Below are 24467 nucleotides of genomic sequence, written 5' to 3'. Positions count from 1 at the left end.
CAGCGAGGGGCCCTTCCTCTGCCGGAGGCGTGCGGAAGGGCCCCTCGCTGACGCTCCGGCGGCCGGTGCGACGGGAAGCCCGACTCAGCAGTCGGCGAGCTGCCCCCGCAGCTTGCCGAGGGCGCGGGCGAGCAGCCGGGAGACGTGCATCTGGGAGACGCCGACCCGGGCGGCGATCTCGCTCTGGGTGAGGTTGCCGTAGAAGCGCAGGGTGAGGATCTTCTGCTCCCGCTCGTCGAGGGTGGCGAGCGCCGGGCCGAGGGCCACCCGCAGCTCCGCCAGCTCGAACTCGCCGTCCTCGGCGCCGAGCGTGTCGGCCAGTTCGGTGGCGCTGTCGCCGTCACCGATGGGGGTGGACAGGGAGACGGCGTTGTAGGCCCGGGCGCCCTCGAGGCCCTCCAGGACCTCTTCCTCGGTGATGTCGAGGTGGGCGGCGATGTCGGCGACCGTCGGGGCCCGGTTGAGCGTCTGCGTGAGGGTGCCGTTGGCCTCGGAGATGCGCAGCCGCAGCTCCTGCAGCCGTCGGGGGACGCGGATGTTCCAGGTGCGGTCGCGGAAGTGGCGCTTGATCTCGCCGAGGATCGTCGGGATGGCGAAGCCGGCGAAGTCGACGCCCCGGGAGGCGTCGAACCGGTCCACCGCCTTGATCAGCCCGAGGGCGGCGGTCTGGGCCAGGTCGCCGGTGGGCTCGCCGCGCCCGCTGTAGCGGTAGGCGAGGTGGTGGGCCAGCGGCAGCCACGCCTCGATCGCCTGCTCCCGCAGCGCCGGCCGGTCGGGGTGCCCCTCGGGCAGTGCGGCGAGGGCGGCGATCAGCTCGCTCGCGCGGGACTCGTCCCCGGCCGCCGTGGTGCTGGCGTCGGTGCTGGTCGTCGGCGCGATGGTCGTGGTGATCATGTTGGCCTTCCTGTCCCGCACGGCGCGGCGGCACCCTGGAGCGCCGACCGCAGTGCAGCCCACCCTAGACCAAAGGCTGTCGCCTCATCAACCGAACGGCTGATGGACGAAAGCCGCAAATGGTTAATAAATGGGATACGCGTCCCGCCGTCGTCGCCCGCCCCCGCCGCCGTGGCTCACCGCTGGCGGCGGCGGACCGCGCGCGTCTGCCACCGACCGCCGCTGATCATCTTGTCGGGCACACCTGTTACGGTCTCGCCGCCGCTGCACCAGTCGACCGGAGGTAGGCGTGATCAGTTCGCACGTGTCGTCGTTCGCCGGGTTGCCGGTGCTGCCGTTCACACCGGGGATGACCCTCCCCGACGACCCGTCGGCGGTCGCCTGGCGGCTGGAGGTCGAGGACTTCGACGCGGAGCCCGAGGAGTTCGCCGGCCTCGTGCAGGCGCTGCGCGAGCAGGTGCCGGCCGACGCGGTGCGCGCCCTGGTGATCGGCGAGTGGGGCGAGGCGTACGAGCGGCCGCTGCCGGTGGAGGCGTTGGTGGCGGCGGCTGGGGAGTGGACCGCGCTGCGGGCGGTCTTCCTCGCCGACCTGACCTATGAGCAGTGCGAGATCTCCTGGCTCAGGCACGGCGACATCACCCCGCTGCTCGCGGCGTACCCGTCGCTGGAGGTGCTGTGGGTGCGCGGCGCGCAGGACCTGCGGCTGGAGCCGGTCCGGCACGACGCGCTGCGTGAGCTGCGCTTCGAGTCCGGCGGGCTGCCGGCCGGGGTGGTGCGGGCCGTCGGCGCCTGCGAGCTGCCGGCCCTGCACCGGTTGGACCTGTGGCTCGGCAGGTCCGACTACGGCGGCGACGCGACCGTCGACGACCTGGCCGGCGTGCTGGCCGGCGCCGGCCTGCCCGCGCTGCGGCACCTGGCGCCGTGCAACGCCGAGATCGCCGACGCGGTGGCAGCGGCCGTCGCCGCGGCGCCGGTCGTCCCGCGGCTGGAGGTCCTCGACCTGTCGATGGGCACGCTCACCGACGAGGGCGCGGCGGCGCTGCTGGCCGGCCAGCCGTTGACCCACCTGACGCGGCTCGACCTGCACCACCACTACCTCTCCGAGGAGATGGCCGCGTCGGTGGTCGCCGCGCTGCCGGGCGTGCGCGTCGACGTGTCGGACCCGCAGACCGCCGACGAGTACGACGGCACCCGGTACCGCTACACCGCGGTCGGGGAGTGATCGGCCGTGGCCTTCGGTTCCCACGCGCGGGCCTTCGCCGGTCGACCGGTCGTCGACGTACCGGTCGACGGGCCGCTGCCCACGGTGGACGGTCCGGTCTCGTGGCGGTTCTCCCTGTGGCACTTCGACGAGACCGCCGACTACAAGCTCTCGGACGAGTTCCGGGTGGCGTTCGACCGGTTCGTCGCGCAGGCCGGGCCCTCCGTGGAGTCCCTGGTCGTCGGCTCGTGGGGGTACGCGGCGTTCAACCCCGCCCCGATCGCGCAGCTCTGCGCGGCGGCGCCCCGGCTGCCCGCCCTGCGCGCCCTCTTCCTCGGTGACATGACCAGCGAGGAGTGCGAGGTCTCCTGGATGAGGGTGGGCGACGTCAGCCCGCTGCTGACGGCGTACCCGGAGCTGGAGGTGCTGCGCGTCCGCGGCGGCGAGGACCTCACGTTCTCTCCCGTGCGGCACGCGCGGCTGCGGGAGCTGGCGGTGGAGACCGGCGGGCTGTCCGCAGCGTCCGTCGGCGCGGTGCTCGACTCCGACCTGCCCGCGCTCACCGACCTGGAGCTGTGGCTCGGCACCTCCGACTACGGCGGCGACGCGCAGGTTTCCGACCTCGCCCCGCTGCTGGCCGGGGAGCGGTTCGGCGCGTTGCGCCGGCTCGGGCTGCGCAACGCGGAGCACGCCGACGACCTCGCCGAGGCCCTGGCGAGGGCGGCGGTGGTGCCGCGCCTGGAACGGCTGGACCTGTCGCTGGGCACGCTCGGCGACCGGGGCGCGGCGGGGCTGCTCGCCGGGCAGCCGCTGAGCCACCTGGCGGAACTGGACCTGCACCACCACTACCTCTCCGAGGAGATGGCCGCCTCGGTGGTCGCCGCGCTGCCGGGCGTCCGGGTCGACGTGTCCGACCCGCAGGAGGCCGACGAGTACGACGGCGAGAGCTACCGCTACACGGCGGTGTCGGAGTGACATGCGCCTGACCGTCGTCGGCAACCCCGACAACCGTCGGGTCGGCCTGTTCACCCGGGCGGTGCTGGCCGCCGGCCTGCCCCGGCCCGCGGTGCTGCCCTGGCTCGACGTGCTGACCGGGGCGGCCCCACCGGCGCCGGATGCGCTGGTGCGGGTCGACTCGCCCGGGGAGGACGCCGAGGTGGACCGGCTGCTGCGCCGGGCCGCCGTCCCGGCCCGGCACGGGGAGCTGGTCGGGCTGGCCGACACGTACGCCGGGCTGCTCAGGGGCCTGGGCCGGGTCGCCGCCGGCGGCGCGGAGCTGCTCAACGACCCGGCGGACGTCGCGGTGATGTGCGACAAGCGGCGCTGCCACGCGCGGCTGTCCGCCGCCGGGGTGCCGGTGCCGGCCGTGCTGCCCCCGGTGCACGGCTGGGCGCAGCTGCGGGCGGCGATGGCGGCGGCCGGCTGGGGTCGGGTGTTCGTCAAGCCCGCGCACGGCTCGTCCGCCGCCGGGGTGGTCGCGCTGGCGGTCGCCGGCCGCCGGGTGCAGGCGGTCACCACCGTCGAGGCGACCCCCGACGGGCTGTTCAACTCGCTGCGGCCCCGCCGCTACACGGACGAGGCACAGGTCGCCGCGATCGTCGACCGGATCGCGCCCGAGGGCCTGCACGTGGAGCGGTGGCTGCCCAAGGCGGGGCTCGGCGACCGGGTGGTCGACCTGCGGGTGGTGGTGGTCGCCGGGCGGCCCACCCATGCCGTGGTGCGGGCCGCCCGGGGTCCGCTGACCAACCTGCACCTGGGCAACGCCCGCGGCGACCTCGCCGCGCTGCGGGCGGCCGCCGGGCCGGCGGCGTGGGCGGCGGCGATGGAGACCTGCGAGCGGGTCGCCGGGTGTTTTCCCCGCACGCTCCAGGTGGGGATCGACCTGATGTTCCTCGTCGGCTGGCGGCGGCACGCGGTGGCGGAGGTCAACGCGTTCGGCGACCTGCTGCCGGGGGTGCTGGCCGACGGCCGGGACACCTACGCCGAGCAGGTGCACGCCCTGATCGACGGCCGGTGGCGGCGTTGGCGGTCGGAGGCGGCCGGTCGCGCCCTCGCCGGGGCGGAGGTGCTGACGTGCGGAGTCTGATCGGCAGCCACGACCTGCTCCTGCTCACCCTCGACACGCTCCGCTACGACGTCGCCGCCGAGCTGGCGGAGCAGGGCCGGACGCCGCACCTCGCCCGGGCGTTGCCCGGCGGCCGGTGGGAGCGCCGGCACTCCCCGGCCAGCTTCACCTACGCCGCGCACCACGCGTTCTTCGCCGGTTTCCTGCCGACCCCGGTCGCCCCCGGCCGGCACGAGCGGCTGTACGCGGCGGCCTTCCCCGGCAGCGAGACCGCAGGCAGCGACACGTGGGTGTTCGACGCGCCGGACCTGCCGACCGCCCTGGCCGGCGTCGGCTACCACACGCTCTGTCTGGGCGGGGTCGGGTTCTTCAACCGGCGCAGCCCGCTCGGCGCGGTGCTGCCCGGCCTGTTCGCCGAGGCGCACTGGGAGCCGGAGTTCGGGGTCACCTCCCCCACCTGCCTGGACGCCCAGCTCGACCGGCTGACCGAGGTGCTGCCGCGGGTGCCGGCGGGGCAGCCGCTGTTCACGTTCCTCAACGTCGCGGCGCTGCACCAGCCCAACCGGCACCACCTGCCCGGCGCGCAGGTCGACAGCCCGGCCAGCCACGCTGCCGCCCTGGAGTACGTCGACGGCCGGATCGACCGGCTGTTCGCCCTGCTCACCGGCCGGGGCCGGCCGGTTTTCGCGATCGTCTGCGCCGACCACGGCACCGCGTACGGGGAGGACGGCCACACCGGCCACCGGATCGGCCACGACGTGGTGTGGACCGTCCCGTACGCCCACTTCACCCTGCACCCAGGAGAATGGTGACCAGCACCGACACGGGCCTCGACGGCTCGCCGTACCAGCAGTACCTGTACGCGTACCCGCACAAGACCTCGTACCGGCCGTTGCGGCCCCGGCCGTTGCTGGCGGACGTGTGGCGGGCCGAGGCGCGCGACGCGCTCTTCCTCTACGTGCACGTGCCGTTCTGCGAGATGCGCTGCGGGTTCTGCAACCTGTTCACCCGCGCCAACGCCCCCGCCGAGCAGGTGACCGGCTACCTGCGGCAGCTGCGCCGGCAAGCCGAACGGGTCGCCGACGCGCTCGGCGCCGACGCCGGGTACGCCCGCGCGGCGTTCGGCGGCGGCACCCCCACGTACCTGAGCGCCGACGAGCTGGCCGAGCTGTTCGACATCGCCACCACCACGACGGGGGCGCGGCTGCCCGGCGTACCGCTGTCGGTGGAGACCTCGCCGGCCACCGCGACGCCGGACCGGCTCGCGGTGCTCGCCGCGCACGGCACCACCCGGGTGAGCATCGGCGTGCAGAGCTTCCTCGACGTCGAGGCCCGCGCCGCCGGCCGGCCGCAGCGCCGCACCGAGGTGGAGGCCGCCCTGGCGGCGATCCGCGACGCCCGGATCCCGGTGCTCAACATCGACCTGATCTACGGCATCGACGGGCAGACCGCCGACACCTGGCGGGAGAGCCTCGACGCGGCGCTGGCGTGGCGTCCCGAGGAGCTGTACCTCTACCCCCTGTACGTGCGGCCGCTGACCGGGCTCGGGCGGCGGGCGCACGGCCGGGCGGACTGGGACGCCCAGCGGCTCGCCCTCTACGAGCAGGCGGTGGCGACGCTGGGCGCGGCCGGGTACCGCCAGGAGTCGATGCGGCAGTTCCGCCGCGCCGACGTGCCGGCGCCGGACGGGCCGGACTACTGCTGCCAGGACGACGGCATGGTCGGGCTGGGCTGCGGCGCCCGCTCCTACACCACGAGCCTGCACTACTCGTTCGACTACGCGGTCGGCGTGTCGCAGGTGCGGGCGGTGCTCGACGACTACGTGGCCCGCCCGGCCGACGACTTCCGGCACGCCGAGTTCGGGTTCACCCTCGACGGCGCCGAGCAGCGCCGCCGGTGGTTGCTCAAGTCGCTGCTGCGCGTCGACGGCGTCGACTCGGCTGCCTACCGGGCCCGGTTCGGCCGCCCGCCCGGCGAGGACTTCCCGGAGTTGGGCCGCCTGGTCGACCGGGGCTGGGCCACCCACGGCGGGCTGCGGCTGACCCCGGCCGGGCTGGCCCGCTCCGACGCGGTCGGCCCGTGGCTGACCTCGGCCCGGGTCCGCGACGCGATGACCGGGTACGTGCCGAGGTGAACCTGGCGATCCTCTACCGGGGCCCGTTGGCGAGCTGCAACTACGACTGCCCGTACTGCCCCTTCGCCAAGCGGCGCGACCCGCCGGAGCTGCTGCGCGCCGACCGGGCCGCCCTGGACCGCTTCGCCGGCTGGGTCGCAGCCACCACCGACGTGCGGCTGTCCGTGCTGTTCACCCCGTGGGGCGAGGGGCTGACCCGCAGCTGGTACCGGGACGCGATGGTGTCGCTGTCGCACCTGCCGCACGTCGACCGGGTCGTCATCCAGACCAACCTCGCCGCCCGGGTGGACTGGCTGGCCGACGCCGACCCCCGCGCCGCCGCCCTGTGGACCACGTACCACCCCGGCCAGGTCGACCGGGACCGCTTCCTGCGCCGTTGCCTCCGGCTGTCCGAGCTGGGCATCCGGTACTCGGTCGGCGTGGTCGGCCTGCCGGAGCACCTCGGCGAGGCACGGGCGCTGCGGGCCGCCCTGCCCGCCGAGGTCTACCTGTGGGTGAACGCCGCCGAGGGCCGGCGCTACGACGCCGCCGAGGAGGCGGTCTGGACGGAGTTGGACCCCCTCTTCGGCTTCAGCGTCCGCCCGCACGTGTCGCTCGACCGGCCCTGCCACGCGGGCGAGACCGCCGTCTCCGTGCTCGGGGACGGCACGGTGCGCCGGTGCCACTTCATCGCCGAACCGATCGGCAACCTGTACGACGGCTCGTGGCGGCCGGCCTTGCGGCCCCGCCCGTGCGTCAACGCGACCTGCGACTGCCACATCGGGTATGTGCACCTCAAGCCGCTCGGCCTGCGGGACGTCTTCGCCGGTGGGCTGCTGGAACGCATCCCGGCGGCCTGGCCGTCGGCGCGCCCGCCGGTGCCGGTCGCCCCGCCTCGGCTGCGCCCGTCCTGAGCGACGCGCCGGCCCGGGCGGGCGGGCCGTCGACACCCGGCGAGGGGGCGACCGGCGCAGGCCGGGCCGCCCCCTCCGTCATCGGGCGTGGATCCTCAGTGCGCGCCGGGGATGGCGGCCGCCGCCTCCTCTTGGGCGCGCCGCTCCTCACCGCTGAGGGTGTGCAGCGGCTTCTCCCGGATGAACAGCACGACCACCACGGCGAGCAACGCGAACGGGGCGCCGATCAGGAACAGCTCGGCGGTGGCGGTGCCGTACACGTCCTGGACGATCCGCAGCACCGGCGGCGGCAGGGTGGACAGGTCGGGCACCTCGGCGGAGCCCTCCCCCGCGGCGCCGCCGGCCAGCGGGCCGAGCTTCTCGGCGGAGAGCGAGGCGACCCGGTTGGCCATGACCGCGCCGAGCGCGCTGACCCCGATCGCGCCGCCCATGCTGCGGAAGAAGGTCAGCACGGAGGTGGCGGCGCCCAGCTCCTGCGCGGGCACGTCGTTCTGCGCGGCGAGCACCAGGTTCTGCATCAGCATGCCGACCCCGACGCCGAGCACCGCCATGTAGACGCCGAGCAGCAGCCCGCTGGTGTGCGCGTCGATGGTGGCCAGCAGCAGCATGCCGACCGACATGACCACCGCGCCGGCGACCAGGTAGCGCTTCCACCGGCCGGTCTTGGTGATCAGCTGGCCGGCGATCGTCGACGAGACCAGCAGGCCGAAGATCATCGGCAGACTCATCAGCCCTGCCACCGTCGGCGACTTGCCCAGCGAGATCTGGAAGTACTGGGACAGGAACACCGTGCCGCCGAACATCGCCACGCCGACCAGCACGCTGGCGATGGTGGTCAACGAGACCGTCCGGTTGCGGAAGATGCCCAGCGGCACGATCGGCTCCTCCGCGCGGGCCTCCACCGCGACGGCCAGCGCCAGCAGGGCGATCCCGCCGCCGACCATCAGGGCGGTCCAGCCCGACGCCCAGGCGAAGGAGTTGCCGGCCAGGGACGACCAGATCAGCAGGGTGGAGACCCCGGAGGTGATGAGCAGCGCCCCGAGCCAGTCGATCCGCACCTTGCGGCGGGTCACCGGCAGGTGCAGGGTGCGCTGGAGCAGGAAGATCGAGAGCAGGGTGAACGGCACCCCGATCAGGAAGCACCACCGCCAGCCGAGCCAGGAGGTGTCGACCAGCACGCCGCCGATGAGCGGGCCGGCGATGGTGCCGACGCCGAACACGGCGCCGAAGATGCCGGCGTAGCGACCCAGTTCGCGGGGCGGGATCATCGCCGCCATCACGATGGTGGCCAGGGCGGTCATGCCACCCGCGCCGACCCCCTGCACGATGCGGCTGATCAACAGCACCTCGACGTTCGGCGTCAACCCGGCGATCAGCGAGCCGACCACGAAGAGGCCGAGGGAGAGCTGGATGAGCAGCTTCTTGCTGTAGAGGTCGGCCATCTTGCCCCACAGCGGCACGGTCGCCGTCATGGCCAGCAGTTCGGTGGTGACGATCCACGTGTAGACGGTCTGGGAGCCGTCCAGGTCGGCGATGATGCGCGGCAGCGCGTTCGCCACGACCGTGGAGGCGAGGATCGACACGAACATGCCGACCATCAGGCCGGAGAGTGCCTGGAGCACCTCTCGGCGGGACATGCGGCCGGCACTGACCTTGGGGGTCTCGGCGGGCACGGTGGCGGTCATTGACGCTTCCTCACGGGTGCGGGTTCACGGGCCGTCCGGGGACCGTTCCCCGGAAGGAGGCTTGCAGGGTCAGGACGGGTCGGGCTGCGGCAGGCCCGCGGCGAGCGCGGCGAACGCCTCGTCGACGAGGTCGGCCAGGTCCGGTCCGTCGGGGTGTGCGGCCCACCGGGTCATCGCGGTACGCACCGCCGCGCCGGCCACGGCGGTGACGAGTGCCGGGTAGCCGTGGCCGGGGTCGACCCCGACCCGCGCCGCGACGACCTCGGCGATGGCCCGCTCGGTCTCGACGTTGCCGGCGACCAGACGGGGCAGCAACACCGGGTTGCGCGTCACCACGTCCATCCGCAGGCACCACAGCTCGCGCTCGGTGCGCACCTCGTCGACCACGTCGGCGAGCGCGGCCCGCAGCGCGGTCAGCACCGGCACCTCCGGCGGCACGGCCGCCAGGCGCGCGACCAGCCGCGCCGCGTCGCCCGCGTGGTCGCCGACCAGCGCGTCGTCCTTGCAGGCGAAGTAGTTGAAGAAGGTACGCGGGGAGACGCCGGCCGCCTCGCTGATCTCCTCCACCGTCACCTGGGCCAGGCCGCGCTCGGCCACGAGGCGGAGCGCCGCCTCGGTCAGCGCGGCCCGGGTCCGGCGCTTCCTGCGGTCGCGCCGGCCGGAGCCGGGTTCGGTCTCGGCGGTGTGCACGCGGGAACGCTACAAGCGATCTTGCACTTTGTGCAAGAAATTAGCCCCGACGTGACGCGGACCATTGGCCGGCCCGGCCGGTCAGCGGGCGCAGTCGGGCCCCGGGACATCCGGCAACCTGCGAGAAGACCGATCGGGGGCCGGTCGCCCAAAATCCAGTCATGGCTGTCACTGAGCAAAAAGCCGCCGCCGTCGCCCCCCGGGCGACACCGGCCGGGCGGGGACGGATCGTGCTGGGCGCCACGGCCGCCGGCGTGCTGCTGTCGGTGCTGTGGTCCTACGAATTCGTCGACCACGTCATCGGCGACTCGGTGGCCAACGCGGTGCTCGGCCGCGACGCCAAGGCGACCGCGATCGGGGGCACCCTGGCCGGTCTCGTCTTCGCCTTCGTCTCCGGTCTGGCCGGCACGTTCACCGCCTGCAACATCGCCATGGCGGCGTCCATCGGCCCGATGAGCCAGGCCGGTGCGGGCGGGGCGACGAGGACCGGGCTGCGCAGCCTGGTACGCCCGGTGGGCTGGCTCACGGCCGGCATGGTCGCCGTCGCCGCGGTCTACGGCTTCGTCGGCGTGCTGGTCGGCGACGGTCTGCCGCAGCTCTCCACGGCCACGGTCGGCGGTCTCCCGGTACGCCTGGTCCAGTCCATGGTCGTGTTCGGGCTGATCGGGCTGGCCTTCGTCTACCTGGGCCTGGCCGCGCTCGGGGTGCTGCGGGACCCGTTCGCGCACCGGCCGGCGGCCCGGGTCGTGGTGCTCGGCGCCCTCGTCGGCGGCTTCCTGATCGGCCGTCCATACCCGCTGTTCAACAAGCTCTTCCACTGGGCCGTCGATTCCGGCAACCCGCTCTACGGCGCCGGCGCGTTCGTCCTGCAGTCCATCGGCAACGTGGCCGTCGTGACGGCGCTGTTCGCCCTGATCGTGGTGCTCACCCGCGGCCGCTTCGTGAGCTGGCTGGCGGCGAGCCCGTCCCGGACCGCCGCGCTGACCGGCGGGATGCTGATCGCGCTGGGCGTGTTCATGGTCGTCTACTGGGACGTCCGGCTACCGGCGATGTTCGACTACGGATGGTTCCCGACCATGCCGTACAACAGCAGGTGAGCGATGCCGGGCGGGCCGGCCGGCGCCGGACCCGCGGCGGCGGGTCGCCGCGACCACGCCGCCTGCGCGACGGTGCCGCCGGCCACGGCCGGCGGCACCGTCGTCGGTGTCCCCGCGCCGGCCCGACCCCGACCCGGGCCGGCGACCGGCGCGTCGCACCCGGCCGCCGGCGCGCCCAGGTGCGGCGGGTGACGCCCGGCCGGCGCGGCGTCGCGCTACCCGCGCGGCACGTAGGCCGGCAGCACGCCGGCGGCCAGCGCCTGCGCCACGGACTGGGCGGTGGCGTCGCGGGGCGACAGCCGACGCGGCCCCTCCGGCCAGGCGATCCCGAGTTCCGCGTCGAGGGGGTTGACGGTGCGTTCGGCCGCCGGGTCGTACGGCGACGAGCAGAGGTACACGACGGTGGCCGGCTCGGTCAGCGCGCAGAACGCGTGGCCGAGCCCGGCGTCGAGGTGGACGGCGCGGCGGTCGACGTCGTCCAGGCGCACCCCCTCCCACCGGCCGAAGGTCGGCGAGCCCACCCGCAGGTCCACCACGACGTCGAGCACCGCCCCGGAGACGCAGGTGATGTACTTGTCCTGGCCGGGTGGCACGTCCACCAGATGGATGCCGCGGATCACCCCCCGTCCCGAGACGGAGACGTTGGACTGCGCCACGCTGAACGGTCGTCCGACCGTCTCGGTGAAGCGGCCCGCCTGGTACCACTCCAGGAACAGGCCCCGGTCGTCGTGGTGCTGCTCCGGGGTGACCAGCCACGAACCCTCGATCGTCAACGCCCGGATGTCCACCACTGTCCTCCTCACCCGTCGCGGAACTCGCGGGCCGGTCACGACCGGCCGTCGAGCCAGCGAATCGGAAAACCGACGCGGCGTCCACCCGCACGCCGGGACACCCGTCGATCCATTCTGGACTACGAGGCCGACGACGCGGGCGTGGCGATGACGCACCGGAGCCGGCGATGAGCGCGCCGACGCCACGACTGCTCGTGACCGGCGCGGGCGGGTTGCTGGGCCGCGAGTTGGGCGAGGTCCTCGCCGGCGGCCGGCACACCACCCTCGACCGGGCCATGCTCGACATCACCGACGCCGCCGCGGTCCGTCACGCGGTGCCCGGCCACGACGTCGTCGTCAACGCCGCCGCCTGGACCGACGTCGACGGGGCCGAGTCGGACGAGGCCGGCGCGACCGCGGTGAACGGCGCCGGCCCGGCCAACCTGGCCCGGGCGTGCGCGCGCAGCGGGGCGCTCCTGATCCACCTGTCCAGCGACTACGTCTTCTCCGGCGAGACCACCGCGCCGTGGCCGGAGGACGCTGCGCCGGCCCCGCTGAACGCGTACGGCCGCAGCAAGCTCGCCGGCGAGCGGGCCGTGCGCGGCCTGCTGCCCGCCGGGGGCTACGTGGTCCGCACCGGGTGGCTGTACGGCCGCCACGGCCCCAACTTCGTCCGCACGGTGCTGCGCCGGGCCGCCGAGACGGAGTTCGTGGACGTCGTGGACGACCAGCACGGCCAGCCCACCTGGGCGCGCGCGCTCGCCGACCGGCTGGTCACGCTGGCCGGGCTGGCCGCCGCCGGGCGGGCGCCGGCGGGCATCTACCACGGCACGGCGGCCGGCCGGACCACCTGGTACGGCTTCGCCCGGACGGTCTTCGCACTGCACGGGCTCGACCCGGACCGCGTGCGCCCGAGCGGCAGCGGGACGCTCGCCGCCCGGCCCGCCCGGCGGCCACGGATCTCCGTCCTCGGGCACGACGGGTGGGCGCGGGCCGGCCTCGGCCCGCTGCCGCCGTGGCGACGGATGATCGAGGCGGCCGTGGCCGAGGAGCGGAGCCGGGCCGAGCCGGCCGGCGGGGAGCGCACGCGACGGAGGTCGGCATGAACGCGACGAGGATCCTCGTCACCGGCGGCGCGGGCTTCATCGGGTCGCACTACGTCCGCACCCTGCTGCGGCCGGCGGGACCGGGCGGCGTCCGGATCACGGTGCTGGACAAGCTGACGTACGCGGGCAACCTCGCCAACCTGCGCCCCGTCGCCGGCCACCCGGCCTATCGTTTCGTCCGCGGCGACATCTGCGACAGCCACCTCGTGGACCGGCTGGTGGCGGAGCACGACCAGGTCGTGCACTTCGCCGCCGAGTCCCACGTGGACCGGTCCATCGCCGACGGCGGTGACTTCGTCCGCACCAACACGCTCGGCACCTACACGCTGCTGGACGCGGTCCGGCGACGGCACGGCGACCGCGCGGTCTTCGTGCACGTCTCCACCGACGAGGTGTACGGGTCGATCGAGCACGGCACGTGGCCGGAGACGGACCCGGTCCTGCCGAGTTCGCCGTACGCCGCCGCGAAGGCCGCCAGCGACCTGCTCGCCCTGGCCTTCGTCCGGACGCACGGGCTCGACGTGCGGGTGACGCGCTGCGCCAACAACTACGGCCCGCACCAGCACCCGGAGAAGCTGGTGCCGCTGGCGATCACGAACCTGCTCGACGGCGGGGACGTCCCGCTCTACGGCGACGGGCTGCACGTGCGCGACTGGCTGCACGTCGACGACCACGTCCGGGCGCTGGAGCTGGTGCGGACGCGGGGCCGGGCCGGGGAGGTCTACAACGTCGGCGGGGGCACCCAGTTGACCAACCGGGAGATGGCCGATCGCCTGCTGGCGGCCTGCGGCGCCGACCCCGACCGGATCCGCTACGTCGAGGACCGCAAGGGGCACGACCGGCGCTACGCGGTCGACTGGAGCAAGATCAGATGCGAGCTCGGGTACACCCCGCGCAAGGACCTCGACGGCGGGCTCGGCGAGACGGTCGCCTGGTACCGCGCGAACCGTGCCTGGTGGGAGCCCCTCCGGCGCCGCCCGGTGTTGCGCAAGCTGGGAGACCGCCCGGGACCGACGGCGGGTTAGCCTGACTGTCCTCGATCGACACCGGACGGGAGGTCCGCGATGGTGTCCGTCGCCTGTCACGGGGGAGCCCCGCCGGAGGGCCCCCGGGCCGCCGGAGCCGACGGGAGTCCCGAGGTGCCCGAGGTCGACCCGCGGCATCTGTCCTGGTGGACCGGAACCGATCCGGACGGGCGGACGGGCCTGCGGCGTCGGGCACCCGCCGGGCGGGCGCCGGCCACCGGCGCGGACTTCTGGCGGTGGTGGGGCGACCCCCAGGGTGCCGACGCGGACGCCGACCCGGCGGCGACCGACGTCGGACCCGGTGGGCCCGGGCTCATGCCGTAGTCGTGCGGGATCGCGCCGGGTACGAGCAGGGTGGTCGGCCACGGCCACGGGCGAAACTCACTCACCGTCGTCACGGGCTCGCCCGTACGCGCCGGATGTGATATTTTTCGCCGAACTGAGAGGAGCCGTCCCCCGCGGCCCGTCAGTACGACTCTGGGATAGCACGCAGCTGCGACGAACGCGATGTCCACATGCGCCCATCGAGGAGACACCGTGCCGGTGCCCTGTCGGGACCGTGCTCTGCCTGGTTCCCCCTTGCCGACCGGCACCACCGCGCGCGTCCGTACGACCGCCGCGGCGATCTGATCCCCCTCGATGAGATGACCTTCGGCGAGCTGGATGCGCTCCCCCTCACCGCCCTGGTGACACGGCCCGTCACGGAGCAGTTCCCCGACCTGCGGCCGGGTGCCGCGCGGTTCGACGCTCCCGCCGGCACCCTGATGCACCACGCGGTCCGCGACGTGATGACCCGTTATCCCGCGCGGGCCGGCGCGGACGTCGCGCACCCGCGGCCCCGCACGGTGCTCGACTGGGCGGCCGGTCGTTTCCGTACGCTGATCGGGGCACCGGGCGGCATCGTGTCGTTCGGCGCCGACATGACGAGCCTGACCGAGGGGTTCGTCCGGTCCGTGGCGCCCGCACTCCGCCCCGGCGACGAGGTGATGTGCACGGCTCTCGACCACGCCGCGAACGTGGACCCGTGGCGCGAGTCCGCCCGGCGGCAGGGTGCCGTCGTCCGGATGGCGGGCCTGTCGCCGAGCGGAGAGCTGACCGTCGACGCGGTCACCGAGCAGCTCAGCCCGCGTACCCGGTGGGTTGCGGTCACCGCCGGCTCCAACGTCCTCGGCAGCACGCCGGACATCCCGGCGATCTGTGCGGCCGCGCGGTCCACCGGCGCGCGGATCTTCGTGGACGGGGTGCAGGCGCCGGCGCACCGGTTCGTGGACGTCGCCGCGTGGGGCTGCGACGCCTTCGTCACCTCCGCCGACAAGTGGTACGGCCCCCGGTGCGGGGTGCTGTGGAACCGCGACGGGCGGCCCCGGTCGGTGGTCGCCCGGACCACGGACCGGCCGGGGGCGGCGCGGGGGCCGGACATCGAGGCGGTCCTCGCCGCGGGGGTGGCGGCCGAGGTGCTGCTCCGTTGGGACCGCTCGGCCGTGTTCCGGCACGGCGAACGCCTCGCCAACCTGCTGGCCCGCGGCCTGCGGATGATCGACGGGGTGCGCGTCCTCGGCCGTCCGGACGGCAGGTCCCCGATCCCGATCGTGTCCTTCCAGGTCGTCGGCCGGTCCGCCGCCGAGGTGGCGGCGATCCTCGCCGCCGAGGGGATCACCGTGGGGCACGGCACCTTCGGCGCGGAGCGGGCGCTGCGGGCCGTGTCGCCCGACGCGCCCGAGTCCCTGCGCGCGGGGGTGGCGCGCTACACGACGCGGGACGACGTGCGGGCGCTGCTCGGGGGCGTCGCGGCGATCGCCTCCCCCCGGGCCTGACCCCGCCGGCCGGGTGCGGCACCGGCGTGGCCGGCGGGGCCCGGCCGCGCCTGTCTCACAGCTTGCGGAGTTCCCCTCCGGCGGCGCGCGGACGTCGTGCCGGCCGAACCGACCGTGCCACGATCGGGCGGCCGGCCACGACGAGCGGGGCCGGCAGGGGCGGGGAGGCGTCGGTGGACGTACCGGGGGCGTCGACATCCGGGCCGCTGGTCCTCGACGGCGGGCTGGGCACCGAGTTGCAACGGCTCGGCCGGTCCGTGTCCGCCCCGTGGTGGACGGCGCGCTGCCTGCTGGACGCCGAGGGCCGGCGCCTCGTCTCCCGCATCCACGGCGCGTACGTGGCGGCGGGAGCGGACGTGCTCACCGCCGACACGTTCCGCACCACCCTGCGGACGGCGTACCGGGCCGGGACGGACGAGGCCACGGCCGCCGGCCTGGTCCGTACCGCCGTGGCGCTGGCCCGCCGGGCGGCCGACCCGGCGGTGGCCGGCCGGCGGGTGCTCGTCGCCGCCTCCGTCGCTCCGGTCGAGGACTGCTACCGGCCGGACCTGGTGCCCGGCGCCGCGGTGCTGCGGCGGGAGCACGGCTGGCTGGCCGACCAACTCGCCCGCGCCGACGTCGACCTGGCGCTGGTCGAGACCATGAACACCGTCCGGGAGGCGGTCGCCGCCACCCGGGCGGTACGCGAGCACGGCCTGCCGGCCTGGGTGAGCTTCGTCTGCACCGGCGACGCCCGCCTGCTGTCCGGTGAGGACGTCGCCGTGGCGGCCGACGCGGTACGGGCGGCCGGCGCGGCGGCGGTCCTCGTCAACTGCACCGACCCGGCGGGCACCGACCGGGCGTTGCGACGGATCCGCACCGCGGGGCCGGGCCTGCTCGGCGCGTACCCGAACGTGGAGGACCGCAGCGGGGTGCCGCCGGCCGCCCCGGTGGACCGTTATCTCCCGCCCTGCCTGACGCCCGACGCCTTCGCCGACCTCTGGGCGGCCTGGCGCCCGGTCGGGCTGGGCGTCGTCGGCGGTTGCTGCGGCACCACCCCGGCGCACATCGCCGCGCTGCGGTCCCGCCTGGCGCCGCGCCCGGGCTGACCGTGCGGACTCAGGCGGGCAGGCCGGCGGCGGTCACGCCCAGCTCCGCCAGCTCGGTCGTCACCCGCTCGCGCAGCGCCGCGCGCTCCGCCGCGGGCAGCAGCGCGGCGTCGACCCCGATCAGCGTCATGGCGGCGAGTTCGGCCACGGTGAAACCGTGCCACTCGACGGCGAGGCGGTGCTCGGCGAGCAGGTCGGTGTGGAACATGCTGGGATCGTCGGTGTTGAGGGTGAGCCGCACCCCGGCGTCCCACAACCGGCGCAGCGGGTGCGCCCCCGGCTCGGAGACCACGCCCGTACGCAGGTTGCTGGTGGGGCAGACCTCGAGGACCACGCCCCGGTCCCGCAGCACCGCCACCAGCCGCGGGTCCTCGACCGCCCGGATGCCGTGCCCGATGCGCGGCGGGCGGAACGGCAGGCAGTCCCAGACGCCCTCGGGCCCCACCGCCTCGCCCGCGTGCGGCACGAACGGCATCCCCCGCGCCGCCGCCCACCGGACGGCCTCCGCGAACAGCGACGCCGGGCGCCGCGGCTCGAAACCACCGAGGCCGAGCGCCACCACCCCCCGGCCGGCGCCGGCCACCGCCCACTCGGCGACCTGCTGGCACTCCTCCGGCGGCCCGCCCCGGACGTGGTCGACGACGAAGCGCATCGTGACGCCGGTACGGCGGCGGGCCTGCTCGGCGCCCCGGGCCACGGCGTCGAGCTGCTCGTCGAACGGGATGCCCGCCCCCCGCCGGTGCGTGCCGGGGCTGAACGTCACCTCCAGGTGGCGGACGTTCTGCCGGTGCGCCTCGTCGGCGAGCTCCTCTGTGATCAGCTCGAGGTCGGCCGGGTCGCGTAACGCCGCGCAACACTGTTCGTACAGATCTGTGAAGTGGCGGAAGTCGCGGAAGCGGAAGAGCTCCACCACCGCCGCCTCGTCGAGCCGACCGAGGTCGAGGCCGTGCCGGCGGGCGATCCGGAGCAGGGTGCCGGGCCGCACCGACCCTTCGAGGTGCACGTGCAGCTCGACCTTGGGCAGGCGGGCAAGGACGTCGGTGAGGTCCTGCCCGGCCGGTACGGCGGTCGTCACCGGGCCGATTCTAGGCAGGTCGCGGATGGACAATATGGGGCGTACCGGCGCCACGGGAATTTCCGCAGGCAGGAGGGCAATCTGGAAGAGGCAGTCATGTACTATGTCTAAGTAAAGAAGCGCGGCCGAGTCCGCGCTGCGGCATCGAGGAGCGCCGTGAAAGAGCAACGGGACCGTCGGACGTACGGCCAGCAATGCGGGCTGGCCTTCGCACTGGACGTGGTGGGTGAACGCTGGACGCTGCTCATCATCCGCGAGCTGCTGGTCCGGCCTCGCCGATACCGCGACCTGCTGGACGCCCTGCCGGGCATCGGCACCAACCTGCTCGCCGACCGGCTGGCCTTCCTGACCGAGGCCGGCATCATCGAGCCGCTGGACGCCGAGCGGCGCACGGCGGGCTACGCGCTCACCGAGCTGGGCGAGAAGCTGCGGGAGCCGGTCCTGGTGCTGGCCCGGTTCGGGCTGACGCTGCTCGCCGAGCAGCCCGTCCGCACGGGCGCCTCGGTCACCCGGGCCTCCTGGGCCGTGCTGGCCATCGAGTCCATGGTCGACCCGGCCCGCGCCCTCGCCGACGAGGTCTACGAGTTCGACATCGAGGGCGAGGTGTTCCACGTCCGCGTCGCCGACGGCGCGGCCCGCACGGTGCAGGGGACGGCCGGCGCGGACGCCACGCTGCGGGTCGCCACCGACGCCCGGACCTTCTTCGACCTCGGCAGCGGCGCGATCGAGCCGGTCGAGGCCGTGGTCAGCGGGGCGGTCTCCGTCACCGGTCCGCCGGCGGCACTCCCCCGCTGCCTCTACCTGCTCGGCCTCGGCGGCCGACCGGCCGGCGAGCGGGCGCTCTCCGCGGCGGGCGCCGGCCGGCGCTGACGCTCGCCGCCGGCCGGCGCGCGGCGGCTCAGCTCGACGTGCGCGGGCCCGGACAGCCCACCGTCCACCGCGGCCCGCGGCTCCGCGAGGGCGACCTGGAAACCGAGCCGGCCCCGGAGGGCGTGCCGGCTGCTGATCGCCATCAACAGGTCGGCCAGCGACTCCAGCGCCGGCGCACGGTCGATGCCACCGACGTCCACCGGGGCGAACCCGAGCCGGCGCAGCAACGCGCTCACCTCCGCCTTGGCCGGCGGGTGGTCGCCGGCCAGGGGCACGGTGACCGGGCGCCCGTCGAGGACGGGCTCGTCGAGCATGCCGGCCGGCACGGTGTTGAGCGCCTTGACGACGCGCCACTGCGGTAACAGTTCCGCTAGCAACCGTCCACCGGATTCCGCGGGAGCGGGCGGGGCGACACCAGCCCGCGGCGGGTTCGTCGCATCGATGACCGTACGCCCTCGTCCGTCGTCGAGCCGGCCGGCCAGGGCCAGCTCCACGGCGGCGGCGAACGGCAGCATCAGGACGACCAGGTCGGCCCCGGCGACGACGGCGCCCGTCGGGACGGACCGGATTCCGGGGTACGGGGCGAAGGGGTCGGGCGGTAGCACCGGGTCGCCGCGACCGGCGATCAGCACCGGCCCCCCGTGCACCGCAAGTGCCCTGGCCAGGGCCGATCCCATCCGACCGCGCCCGATGATGCCGACGATCATGGGCGGGGCCGCGTCGCGAGGTGGGGGTACGAACCGTGGGGTGCGATCGTCCGCATCTCTCCGCTCCGGGTCGTGGTCGAGAGCTGCCCGGCCTGGGCCGGACACGATTCGATCGGGTGCCGCCGGTTGCCGCAGCCAAGTTTCCGGCACCGTTCTTGACGGCCACTTGACGCCGGGACGACGCCGGGTCGGCTACCCAGTGCGACAGCGCCACCTCTTTAAGTATGGAAGTTCTTCACTTAAAGTGGAGGAGCACTGAGCACAGCGCCACGACAGCTGGGGGACGTGTGAACCGGACCGAGATCGAACTCCGAATTCAGATCCTCGGTCCCGTCCGAGCGACGATTCGCGGCAGGGAGGTCGACCTCGGCCCCCCGAAGCAGCGGGCGGTCCTCGCCCTGCTGGCCCTGCGGGCCGGACGACATGTGCCGCTGGACGACCTGATCGCCGCACTCTGGGCGGGACAGCCACCGACGAGGGCCGCCAACCTGGTCCACACCTACGTCGCGCGGTTGCGCCACGCGGTCGAGCCCGACACGCCTCGACGGCAGCGGACCAACGTCATCGTGTCGGTGCCCGGCGGGTACCGGCTGACCATCGCCGACGACCAGCTCGACCTGCAGGTGTTCCGCGCCGGCGTCCGGCGGGCGTCGGCGCTGCGGGACAGCGGCGAGTTGGAGAGCGCGTTCGCCCGGTACGGCGAGAGCGTCGACCAGTGGCAGGATCCCCAGATCGGCGACCTGTCCGCGCTGCTGGCCGAGCAGGACGACATCGGCCCGCTGCGGCAGGAGTTCCTGGCCGCCGCGCTCGACTACGTCGCGCTCGGCCTCGAGCTGCGCCGGCCGGACGCGGTCCTGCCGCTGGCCGAGCGGCTGGCCCAGGCGGAGCCGCTCAACGAGCGGGTGCAGGCCCGGGTGCTCCAGGCGCTCACCCACATCGGCCAGCGCGCGTGGGCCATCGAGCGGTACGCCGACGTGCGCACGAGACTCAAGCTCGACCTGGGCGTGGACCCGGGCCCCGAGCTCACGGCGGCGTACCGGGAGGTGCTGGACGCCCGGCCCGGCGTCCACCAACCACCGTGGCGGGGGCCGGCACCGGTGGTGGACGAGCTGATCGGGCGGGCGGCGGACCTCTCGGCGGTCTGCGACCTGCTGCGCGAGTACCGCCTGGTGAGCCTGACCGGGGCGGCCGGCGTCGGCAAGACGGCGCTCGGCCTGGCGGCGGCGGAGGAGCTGCGGGAGCGGTTCGCCGACGGCGTGGCGGTGGCCGACCTGGCGAACGTCCGCACCGGCCCGGACCTGACCCGGGCGGTCGAGGTCGCCGTCGACGAGCCACCGGCCCGGGGCGCCGGCCGCTGCGAACCGCTGGTGCACCGGCTGCACGATCGGAAGCTGCTGCTCGTGCTCGACAACGCCGAGCTGGTCACCGACGAGGCCGCCGACCTGGCGGACGACGTGCTGCGGAACTGCCCGCAGATCACCATCCTGCTGACCTCGCGGGAGCTGCTCGGGCTGCCCTACGAGGCGGTGTACCCGGTCCGACCGCTGGGCGTGGACGCGGAGCCCGGCCACCTGGCCGCGCAGCCCGCCCTGCAGCTGTTCGCCCGGCGGGCGGCGCAGGTGCGGCCGGGCTTCCGGCTCACCGAGTCCAACGTCGAGGCGGTGGCGTCGGTGTGCCGGGCCCTCGACGGGCTGCCGCTGGCCATCGAGCTCGCCGCGGCCTGCCTGCGGACGCAGCGCCTGGAGACGCTGGTCGACGGGCTCGACGACCCGCTGCACCGGATCCAGCCGCCCCGCCGCGGCGTGCCCAGTCACCACCGCTCCCTGCACGCCGCGGTGCACCGCAGCATCGAGCTGCTGGACCCGGCCGAGCAACGCTGCTTCACCGCGCTCGGCGCGATGCCGGCCGCGTTCTGCCTGGAGGCGGCGGCCGTCGCCGACAAGGCGATCGCCGGCGAGCCGCGTACGGTGCAGATGCTGCTGGAGCGACTGGTGGACAAGTCGGTCCTGGAGGTCCGGCACAGCTCGTCGGGCCGGCGTTACCGGATGCTGGGCACGGTGCACGCCCTGGCCCGGCAGCTCCTGCACGAGCACGGCGTGGACGGCGAACCCCCCTCCGTCGCCTGCACCTGCGGCTGCCACACGGGTCGCTGAGGCAGGGGACAAGCGTCAATTTCTGCTATATGATTCTCCAGTAGATCAGGCCGGTCGACGGGCGGGAGATCGCACATGGACCAGCGCCACCTGCTCATGCACCAGGCGATGCTCGGTGACCGACGCCGCGTCGAGGCGTACGACCGGGCGCTGGCCGCGGCGGTCGACGAGGACACGGTGGTGGCCGACGTCGGCGCCGGCACCCTGGCGCTCACCGCGCTGGCCCTGCGGCACGGCGCCGCCCACGTGTACGCCGTCGAGGCCGATCCCCAGGTCGCCGCCGTCGCCGACCGGATCATCAAGGCCAACGACTGGGACGACCGGGTGACCCTGGTCGTCGGGGACGCGCGCCTCGCCCGGCTGCCGCGCCAGGTCGACGTGACCGTCTGCGAGCTGATGGGCAACCTCGGGCCCGAGGAGGACATGGCCCGCATCCTGCGCACGTTCAACCGCCGCAACCTGCGGCCCGGCGGGGTCGTCGTGCCCGAGCGGGTGGTCACCCGGCTCGCCGCCGTGCAGTTCGACGACGAGGGCTGGGGCATCTGGAGCGACGACTTCCTCGGCATGCGGCTGGACGTGGTCCAGGAACTGGTCGAGCCGTCGGCGCACCTGCACTTCCTCAGCCGCGAGCCGGTCCTGCTCGGCGAGCCGGCCGTGCTGGTGGACACCGGCCGCGGCGACACCGGCCTGCGCGCCGCCCGGCCGCTGGCCCTGCCGTTGGAGCGGGACGGCACGCTGCACGCCGTCCTCGGATACTTCACCGCCACGCTGGCGCCGGGCATCGAACTGTCCAACATGCCCTCCTACCTCGGCTGCAACTGGGCGGTCTTCGTCTGGCCGCTCCGGCACACGCGGGTCGCCGCGGGCGACACCGTGCACGTGCGCCCCCGACGTCCGGAGGGTCCCGCCGCTCGGGACGTGACCCGGTGGCGCCTCGACTGTCACCTCGACCGGGCGGACAAGCGATGATCATCTACACCGCGGCGTCGGTGCACGACCTCTCCATCGACGCCGACCAGCTCGCCGGCCTCACCTGGTCCGGCCACGCACTCTGGTACGCCGACCAGGGCCGCGGGCAGGCCACCTGCCTCGACCCGCGCACCGGCGCCCCCGGGCACACGCTGTCCTGCCCGGGCCTGGTGGCCGGGCTCACCTCGCTCGGCGGGCACCTGCTCTACGCCACCGACGGGGCGCTGCGGCTCTGCGACACGCAGACCGGCGACATCCTGCGGGACGTGCCGAGCCCACGGCCGGGCGTGCCGATCTGCGGGATGGAGGCGGGCAAGGACGGCATCTGGCTGGGCTGGTCCGACGCGCTGGAGCTCCGGCACGCCTCCGACCTGCGGCTCCTGGCCACCGTACCCGCCCCGCTCGGCGTCACCGGGGTGACGGTGACGGACCGGTACGTCGCCCACACCGACCGGCTCGGCGAGGCGATCACCGTCTTCGACCTGCGCGCCGGGCGGAACGTGCTGCAGATCCACGTCGACGGCCGGCCCACCAGCCTGACCTGGGACGGCCTGCGGCTGTGGTACGGCGACGCCGCCAACCTGCGCCTGCGGGCGCTGGACGTGCCGGGGCTGTCCGCGACGACCGCCTGACCCGGCCTGCTGACCCCTCGGCAGAAAGGCGCACGATGGTTCCGTCCAAGTTCATCTTCGGCCTCTCCCCCCTCGGTTCGGCGGCCCTGCGCGGCGCCTCACCCACCGGATCGCGCCGTCCACCGCTCGCACCCGGTGGGGCGGGGTTGGGCGCACGCGCGGTCGTCATCGGTTCGGTGGCGACCGCGTCACTCGCGGCGGGGCTCGCCGCAGCCGCCGGCACGGCGCTCCGGCACGGCCGGCCGGCCGGCCGCCGCCGCTTCGCCCGGGAGGTCGCGCGGACGGTCGCCCGGCTCGGCCCGACGTTCATCAAGGCCGCGCAGGTGCTGGGCACCCGCCGTGACGTCGTGCCGGCGCTGCTCTGCGACGAGCTGTCCATGTTGCAGGACGACGTGCCGCCGATGGACGCCGCGCAGAGCCGGGCCGCGCTGCGCGAGGTGTACGGGGACCGGCTGGACACCGTCTTCGCCTCGGTCGAGGAGACGCCGGTGGCCAGCGGCAGCATCGCCTGTGTCTACCGGGCGACGCTGCCGGACGGGGCCACCGTCGCGGTGAAGCTGCGCCGGCCCGGGATCGGTCCCCGGATGGCCGCCGACCTCGGCCTGCTGCGCCGGGGCGCCTCGGTGGTCGCCCGGCTGCCGATGTTCCGCGGTGTGCCGGTCCGCGAGGTGGTGGACAGCCTCTGCGAGTCGGTGCTGGGCCAGCTCGACCTCGGCCGCGAGGGACGCGACCTCGACCGGCTGCGGGAGGACCTGGGCGGGGTCCCGCGGGTACGCGTGCCCCGGGTGCACGCCGCGGCGAGCCGGCCGGCCGCCATCGTGATGGACTTCATCCCCGACCTGGCCGTCGACACCGGCGCCCGGTGCCCCCGCGCGATGCGCCGGACGTTCGCGGCGTCGACGTTGACCGTGGTCTACCAGATGCTGTTCATCAACGGCTTCGTCCACTGCGACCTGCATCCCGGCAACCTCTACTTCACGCGCAGCGGGCAGGTGGTGGTGCTGGACGCGGGCTTCAGCGTCCAACTGTCGGACAAGATGCGCGGGCTCTTCGCGGACTTCTTCCTCAACATGTCGATCGGGCGTGGTGACCGCTGCGCCGCGATCGTGCTGGAGAGCGCGATCGGCGTCGCCGACGACGCGGACGTGCCGGCCTTCACCGAGGGCGTGAAGGACCTGGTGGCCCGCAGCTACCGCCTGTCGGCCAAGGAGTTCAGCCTGATCGCCTTCGCCGGCGAGCTGTTCGACCTGCAACGCCGGTACGGGGTGGCCGCGTCGCCGGAGCTGGTCTTCCCGCTGCTGTCGCTGCTCGTCGTGGAGGGCACGGTGCGGTCGCTCGACCCCGACATCGACTTCCAGGAGACCGCGAAGCCGGTGCTCAACCGGGCGCTGTTCGGCATCCGCTGACGACGGGCGGCCCCCACGGACGGGGCAGCTCGACAGGGCCCACGTCACCCGACCGCCCACCTGTCGAGGCAGCCTCGGCCCGGTCCGGCCACCCCGCCGACAGCCCCGACACCACCTCCACCGCACGGTCCGGCGGCAGCCCCGACACCACCTTGACCGCACGGTCCGGCGGCAGCCCCGACACCACCTTGAC

22 protein-coding genes are annotated in these 24467 nt (G+C 74.7%); 16 read left to right on the top strand and 6 right to left on the bottom strand.

What is annotated here, in order from left to right; genetic code table 11:
* Positions 1-84: 84 nt before the first annotated feature.
* On the bottom strand, positions 85-894 hold the full coding sequence (locus ABZ793_RS32135) for a SigB/SigF/SigG family RNA polymerase sigma factor (RefSeq protein ID WP_357464286.1): 810 nt from the start codon (positions 892-894) through the stop codon (positions 85-87).
* A 289-nt stretch (positions 895-1183) separates the two neighbouring features.
* Between ABZ793_RS32135 and ABZ793_RS32130 the strand changes: the two genes are divergently transcribed.
* The 6 genes from ABZ793_RS32130 to ABZ793_RS32105 are packed head-to-tail and all read left to right on the top strand — an operon-like array spanning position 1184 to position 7187.
* Entirely contained in the window at positions 1184-2116 is a 933-nt protein-coding gene (locus ABZ793_RS32130; protein WP_357464284.1) for an STM4015 family protein, read from the top strand.
* 6 nt (positions 2117-2122) lie between these two features.
* The gene (locus ABZ793_RS32125) at positions 2123-3070 is read left to right on the top strand and encodes an STM4015 family protein (RefSeq protein WP_357464282.1); all 948 of its coding nucleotides are present in this window, start codon (positions 2123-2125) and stop codon (positions 3068-3070) included.
* Between the two features lies 1 nt (position 3071).
* On the top strand, positions 3072-4181 hold the full coding sequence (locus ABZ793_RS32120) for an STM4014 family protein (protein ID WP_357464280.1): 1110 nt from the start codon (positions 3072-3074) through the stop codon (positions 4179-4181).
* Positions 4169-4972 (top strand): STM4013/SEN3800 family hydrolase, encoded by an 804-nt coding sequence (locus ABZ793_RS32115; RefSeq protein ID WP_357464278.1) that lies wholly within the window; start codon positions 4169-4171, stop codon positions 4970-4972. The genes ABZ793_RS32120 and ABZ793_RS32115 overlap by 13 nt, the downstream gene beginning before the upstream one ends.
* Positions 4969-6294 carry an STM4012 family radical SAM protein gene (locus ABZ793_RS32110; protein ID WP_357464276.1) on the top strand — a complete coding sequence of 442 codons (1326 nt, stop codon included), beginning with the start codon at positions 4969-4971 and terminating at the stop codon, positions 6292-6294. The genes ABZ793_RS32115 and ABZ793_RS32110 overlap by 4 nt, the downstream gene beginning before the upstream one ends.
* The gene (locus ABZ793_RS32105) at positions 6291-7187 is read left to right on the top strand and encodes an STM4011 family radical SAM protein (protein WP_357464274.1); all 897 of its coding nucleotides are present in this window, start codon (positions 6291-6293) and stop codon (positions 7185-7187) included. Before ABZ793_RS32110 ends, ABZ793_RS32105 begins: the two co-directional genes overlap by 4 nt.
* 95 nt (positions 7188-7282) lie before the next feature.
* Here the strand turns inward: ABZ793_RS32105 and ABZ793_RS32100 are convergent, their stop codons facing one another.
* Positions 7283-8872: an MDR family MFS transporter gene (locus tag ABZ793_RS32100; protein WP_357464272.1), complete on the bottom strand. Its 1590-nt coding sequence runs from the start codon at positions 8870-8872 to the stop codon at positions 7283-7285.
* A gap of 69 nt (positions 8873-8941) precedes the next feature.
* Positions 8942-9562, bottom strand: coding sequence for a TetR family transcriptional regulator (locus ABZ793_RS32095; protein ID WP_357464270.1), 621 nt, complete (start codon positions 9560-9562; stop codon positions 8942-8944).
* A gap of 161 nt (positions 9563-9723) precedes the next feature.
* Here ABZ793_RS32095 and ABZ793_RS32090 point away from each other — a divergent pair, with 161 nt between their 5' ends.
* Positions 9724-10659: a hypothetical protein gene (locus ABZ793_RS32090; RefSeq protein WP_350712455.1), complete on the top strand. Its 936-nt coding sequence runs from the start codon at positions 9724-9726 to the stop codon at positions 10657-10659.
* Between the two features lie 215 nt (positions 10660-10874).
* Here the strand turns inward: ABZ793_RS32090 and ABZ793_RS32085 are convergent, their stop codons facing one another.
* Positions 10875-11450, bottom strand: coding sequence for a dTDP-4-dehydrorhamnose 3,5-epimerase family protein (locus ABZ793_RS32085; protein ID WP_357464268.1), 576 nt, complete (start codon positions 11448-11450; stop codon positions 10875-10877).
* 167 nt (positions 11451-11617) lie between these two features.
* On the opposite strand from ABZ793_RS32085, the gene rfbD reads away from it, so the two are divergent.
* The 4 genes from rfbD (at position 11618) to ABZ793_RS32065 (ending at position 16462) form a co-directional block, all read left to right on the top strand.
* Positions 11618-12535 (top strand): dTDP-4-dehydrorhamnose reductase, encoded by a 918-nt coding sequence (gene rfbD, locus ABZ793_RS32080; protein WP_357464266.1) that lies wholly within the window; start codon positions 11618-11620, stop codon positions 12533-12535.
* Positions 12532-13560: a dTDP-glucose 4,6-dehydratase gene (rfbB, locus tag ABZ793_RS32075; RefSeq protein WP_357464264.1), complete on the top strand. Its 1029-nt coding sequence runs from the start codon at positions 12532-12534 to the stop codon at positions 13558-13560. Before rfbD ends, rfbB begins: the two co-directional genes overlap by 4 nt.
* Positions 13561-14204: 644 nt before the next feature.
* On the top strand, positions 14205-15374 hold the full coding sequence (locus tag ABZ793_RS32070; RefSeq protein WP_357464262.1) for an aminotransferase class V-fold PLP-dependent enzyme: 1170 nt from the start codon (positions 14205-14207) through the stop codon (positions 15372-15374).
* A 173-nt stretch (positions 15375-15547) separates the two neighbouring features.
* A complete protein-coding gene (locus tag ABZ793_RS32065) occupies positions 15548-16462 on the top strand; it encodes a homocysteine S-methyltransferase family protein (protein WP_357464261.1) in 915 nt (304 codons plus the stop codon).
* Between the two features lie 10 nt (positions 16463-16472).
* On the opposite strand, the gene add is transcribed toward ABZ793_RS32065, so the two are convergent.
* Positions 16473-17537, bottom strand: coding sequence for an adenosine deaminase (gene add / locus ABZ793_RS32060; protein ID WP_357464259.1), 1065 nt, complete (start codon positions 17535-17537; stop codon positions 16473-16475).
* Between the two features lie 156 nt (positions 17538-17693).
* On the opposite strand from add, the gene ABZ793_RS32055 reads away from it, so the two are divergent.
* The gene (locus ABZ793_RS32055; RefSeq protein WP_357464257.1) at positions 17694-18407 is read left to right on the top strand and encodes a helix-turn-helix domain-containing protein; all 714 of its coding nucleotides are present in this window, start codon (positions 17694-17696) and stop codon (positions 18405-18407) included.
* Here the strand turns inward: ABZ793_RS32055 and ABZ793_RS32050 are convergent.
* Positions 18335-19114 carry an NAD(P)-binding domain-containing protein gene (locus tag ABZ793_RS32050; RefSeq protein WP_357464255.1) on the bottom strand — a complete coding sequence of 260 codons (780 nt, stop codon included), beginning with the start codon at positions 19112-19114 and terminating at the stop codon, positions 18335-18337. The genes ABZ793_RS32055 and ABZ793_RS32050 overlap by 73 nt on opposite strands.
* A gap of 287 nt (positions 19115-19401) precedes the next feature.
* Here ABZ793_RS32050 and ABZ793_RS32045 point away from each other — a divergent pair, with 287 nt between their 5' ends.
* The 4 genes from ABZ793_RS32045 to ABZ793_RS32030 all read left to right on the top strand — a co-directional run bounded on the left by ABZ793_RS32045 (position 19402) and on the right by ABZ793_RS32030 (position 24274).
* Positions 19402-21267 carry a BTAD domain-containing putative transcriptional regulator gene (locus ABZ793_RS32045; RefSeq protein ID WP_357464253.1) on the top strand — a complete coding sequence of 622 codons (1866 nt, stop codon included), beginning with the start codon at positions 19402-19404 and terminating at the stop codon, positions 21265-21267.
* A 75-nt stretch (positions 21268-21342) separates the two neighbouring features.
* A complete protein-coding gene (locus ABZ793_RS32040; RefSeq protein ID WP_357464251.1) occupies positions 21343-22236 on the top strand; it encodes a methyltransferase domain-containing protein in 894 nt (297 codons plus the stop codon).
* Positions 22233-22868 carry a hypothetical protein gene (locus ABZ793_RS32035; protein ID WP_357464249.1) on the top strand — a complete coding sequence of 212 codons (636 nt, stop codon included), beginning with the start codon at positions 22233-22235 and terminating at the stop codon, positions 22866-22868. Before ABZ793_RS32040 ends, ABZ793_RS32035 begins: the two co-directional genes overlap by 4 nt.
* 146 nt (positions 22869-23014) lie before the next feature.
* Positions 23015-24274, top strand: a complete 1260-nt coding sequence (locus ABZ793_RS32030) for an AarF/UbiB family protein (RefSeq protein ID WP_357464288.1) — start codon at positions 23015-23017, stop codon at positions 24272-24274.
* Positions 24275-24467: the final 193 nt, after the last annotated feature.

Source organism: Micromonospora sp. NPDC047465 (genome assembly GCF_040643125.1).
Lineage (GTDB): Bacteria > Actinomycetota > Actinomycetes > Mycobacteriales > Micromonosporaceae > Micromonospora.
Note: the sequence above shows the minus strand (reverse complement) of the source record. Positions and strands in the feature narration are given on the sequence as shown.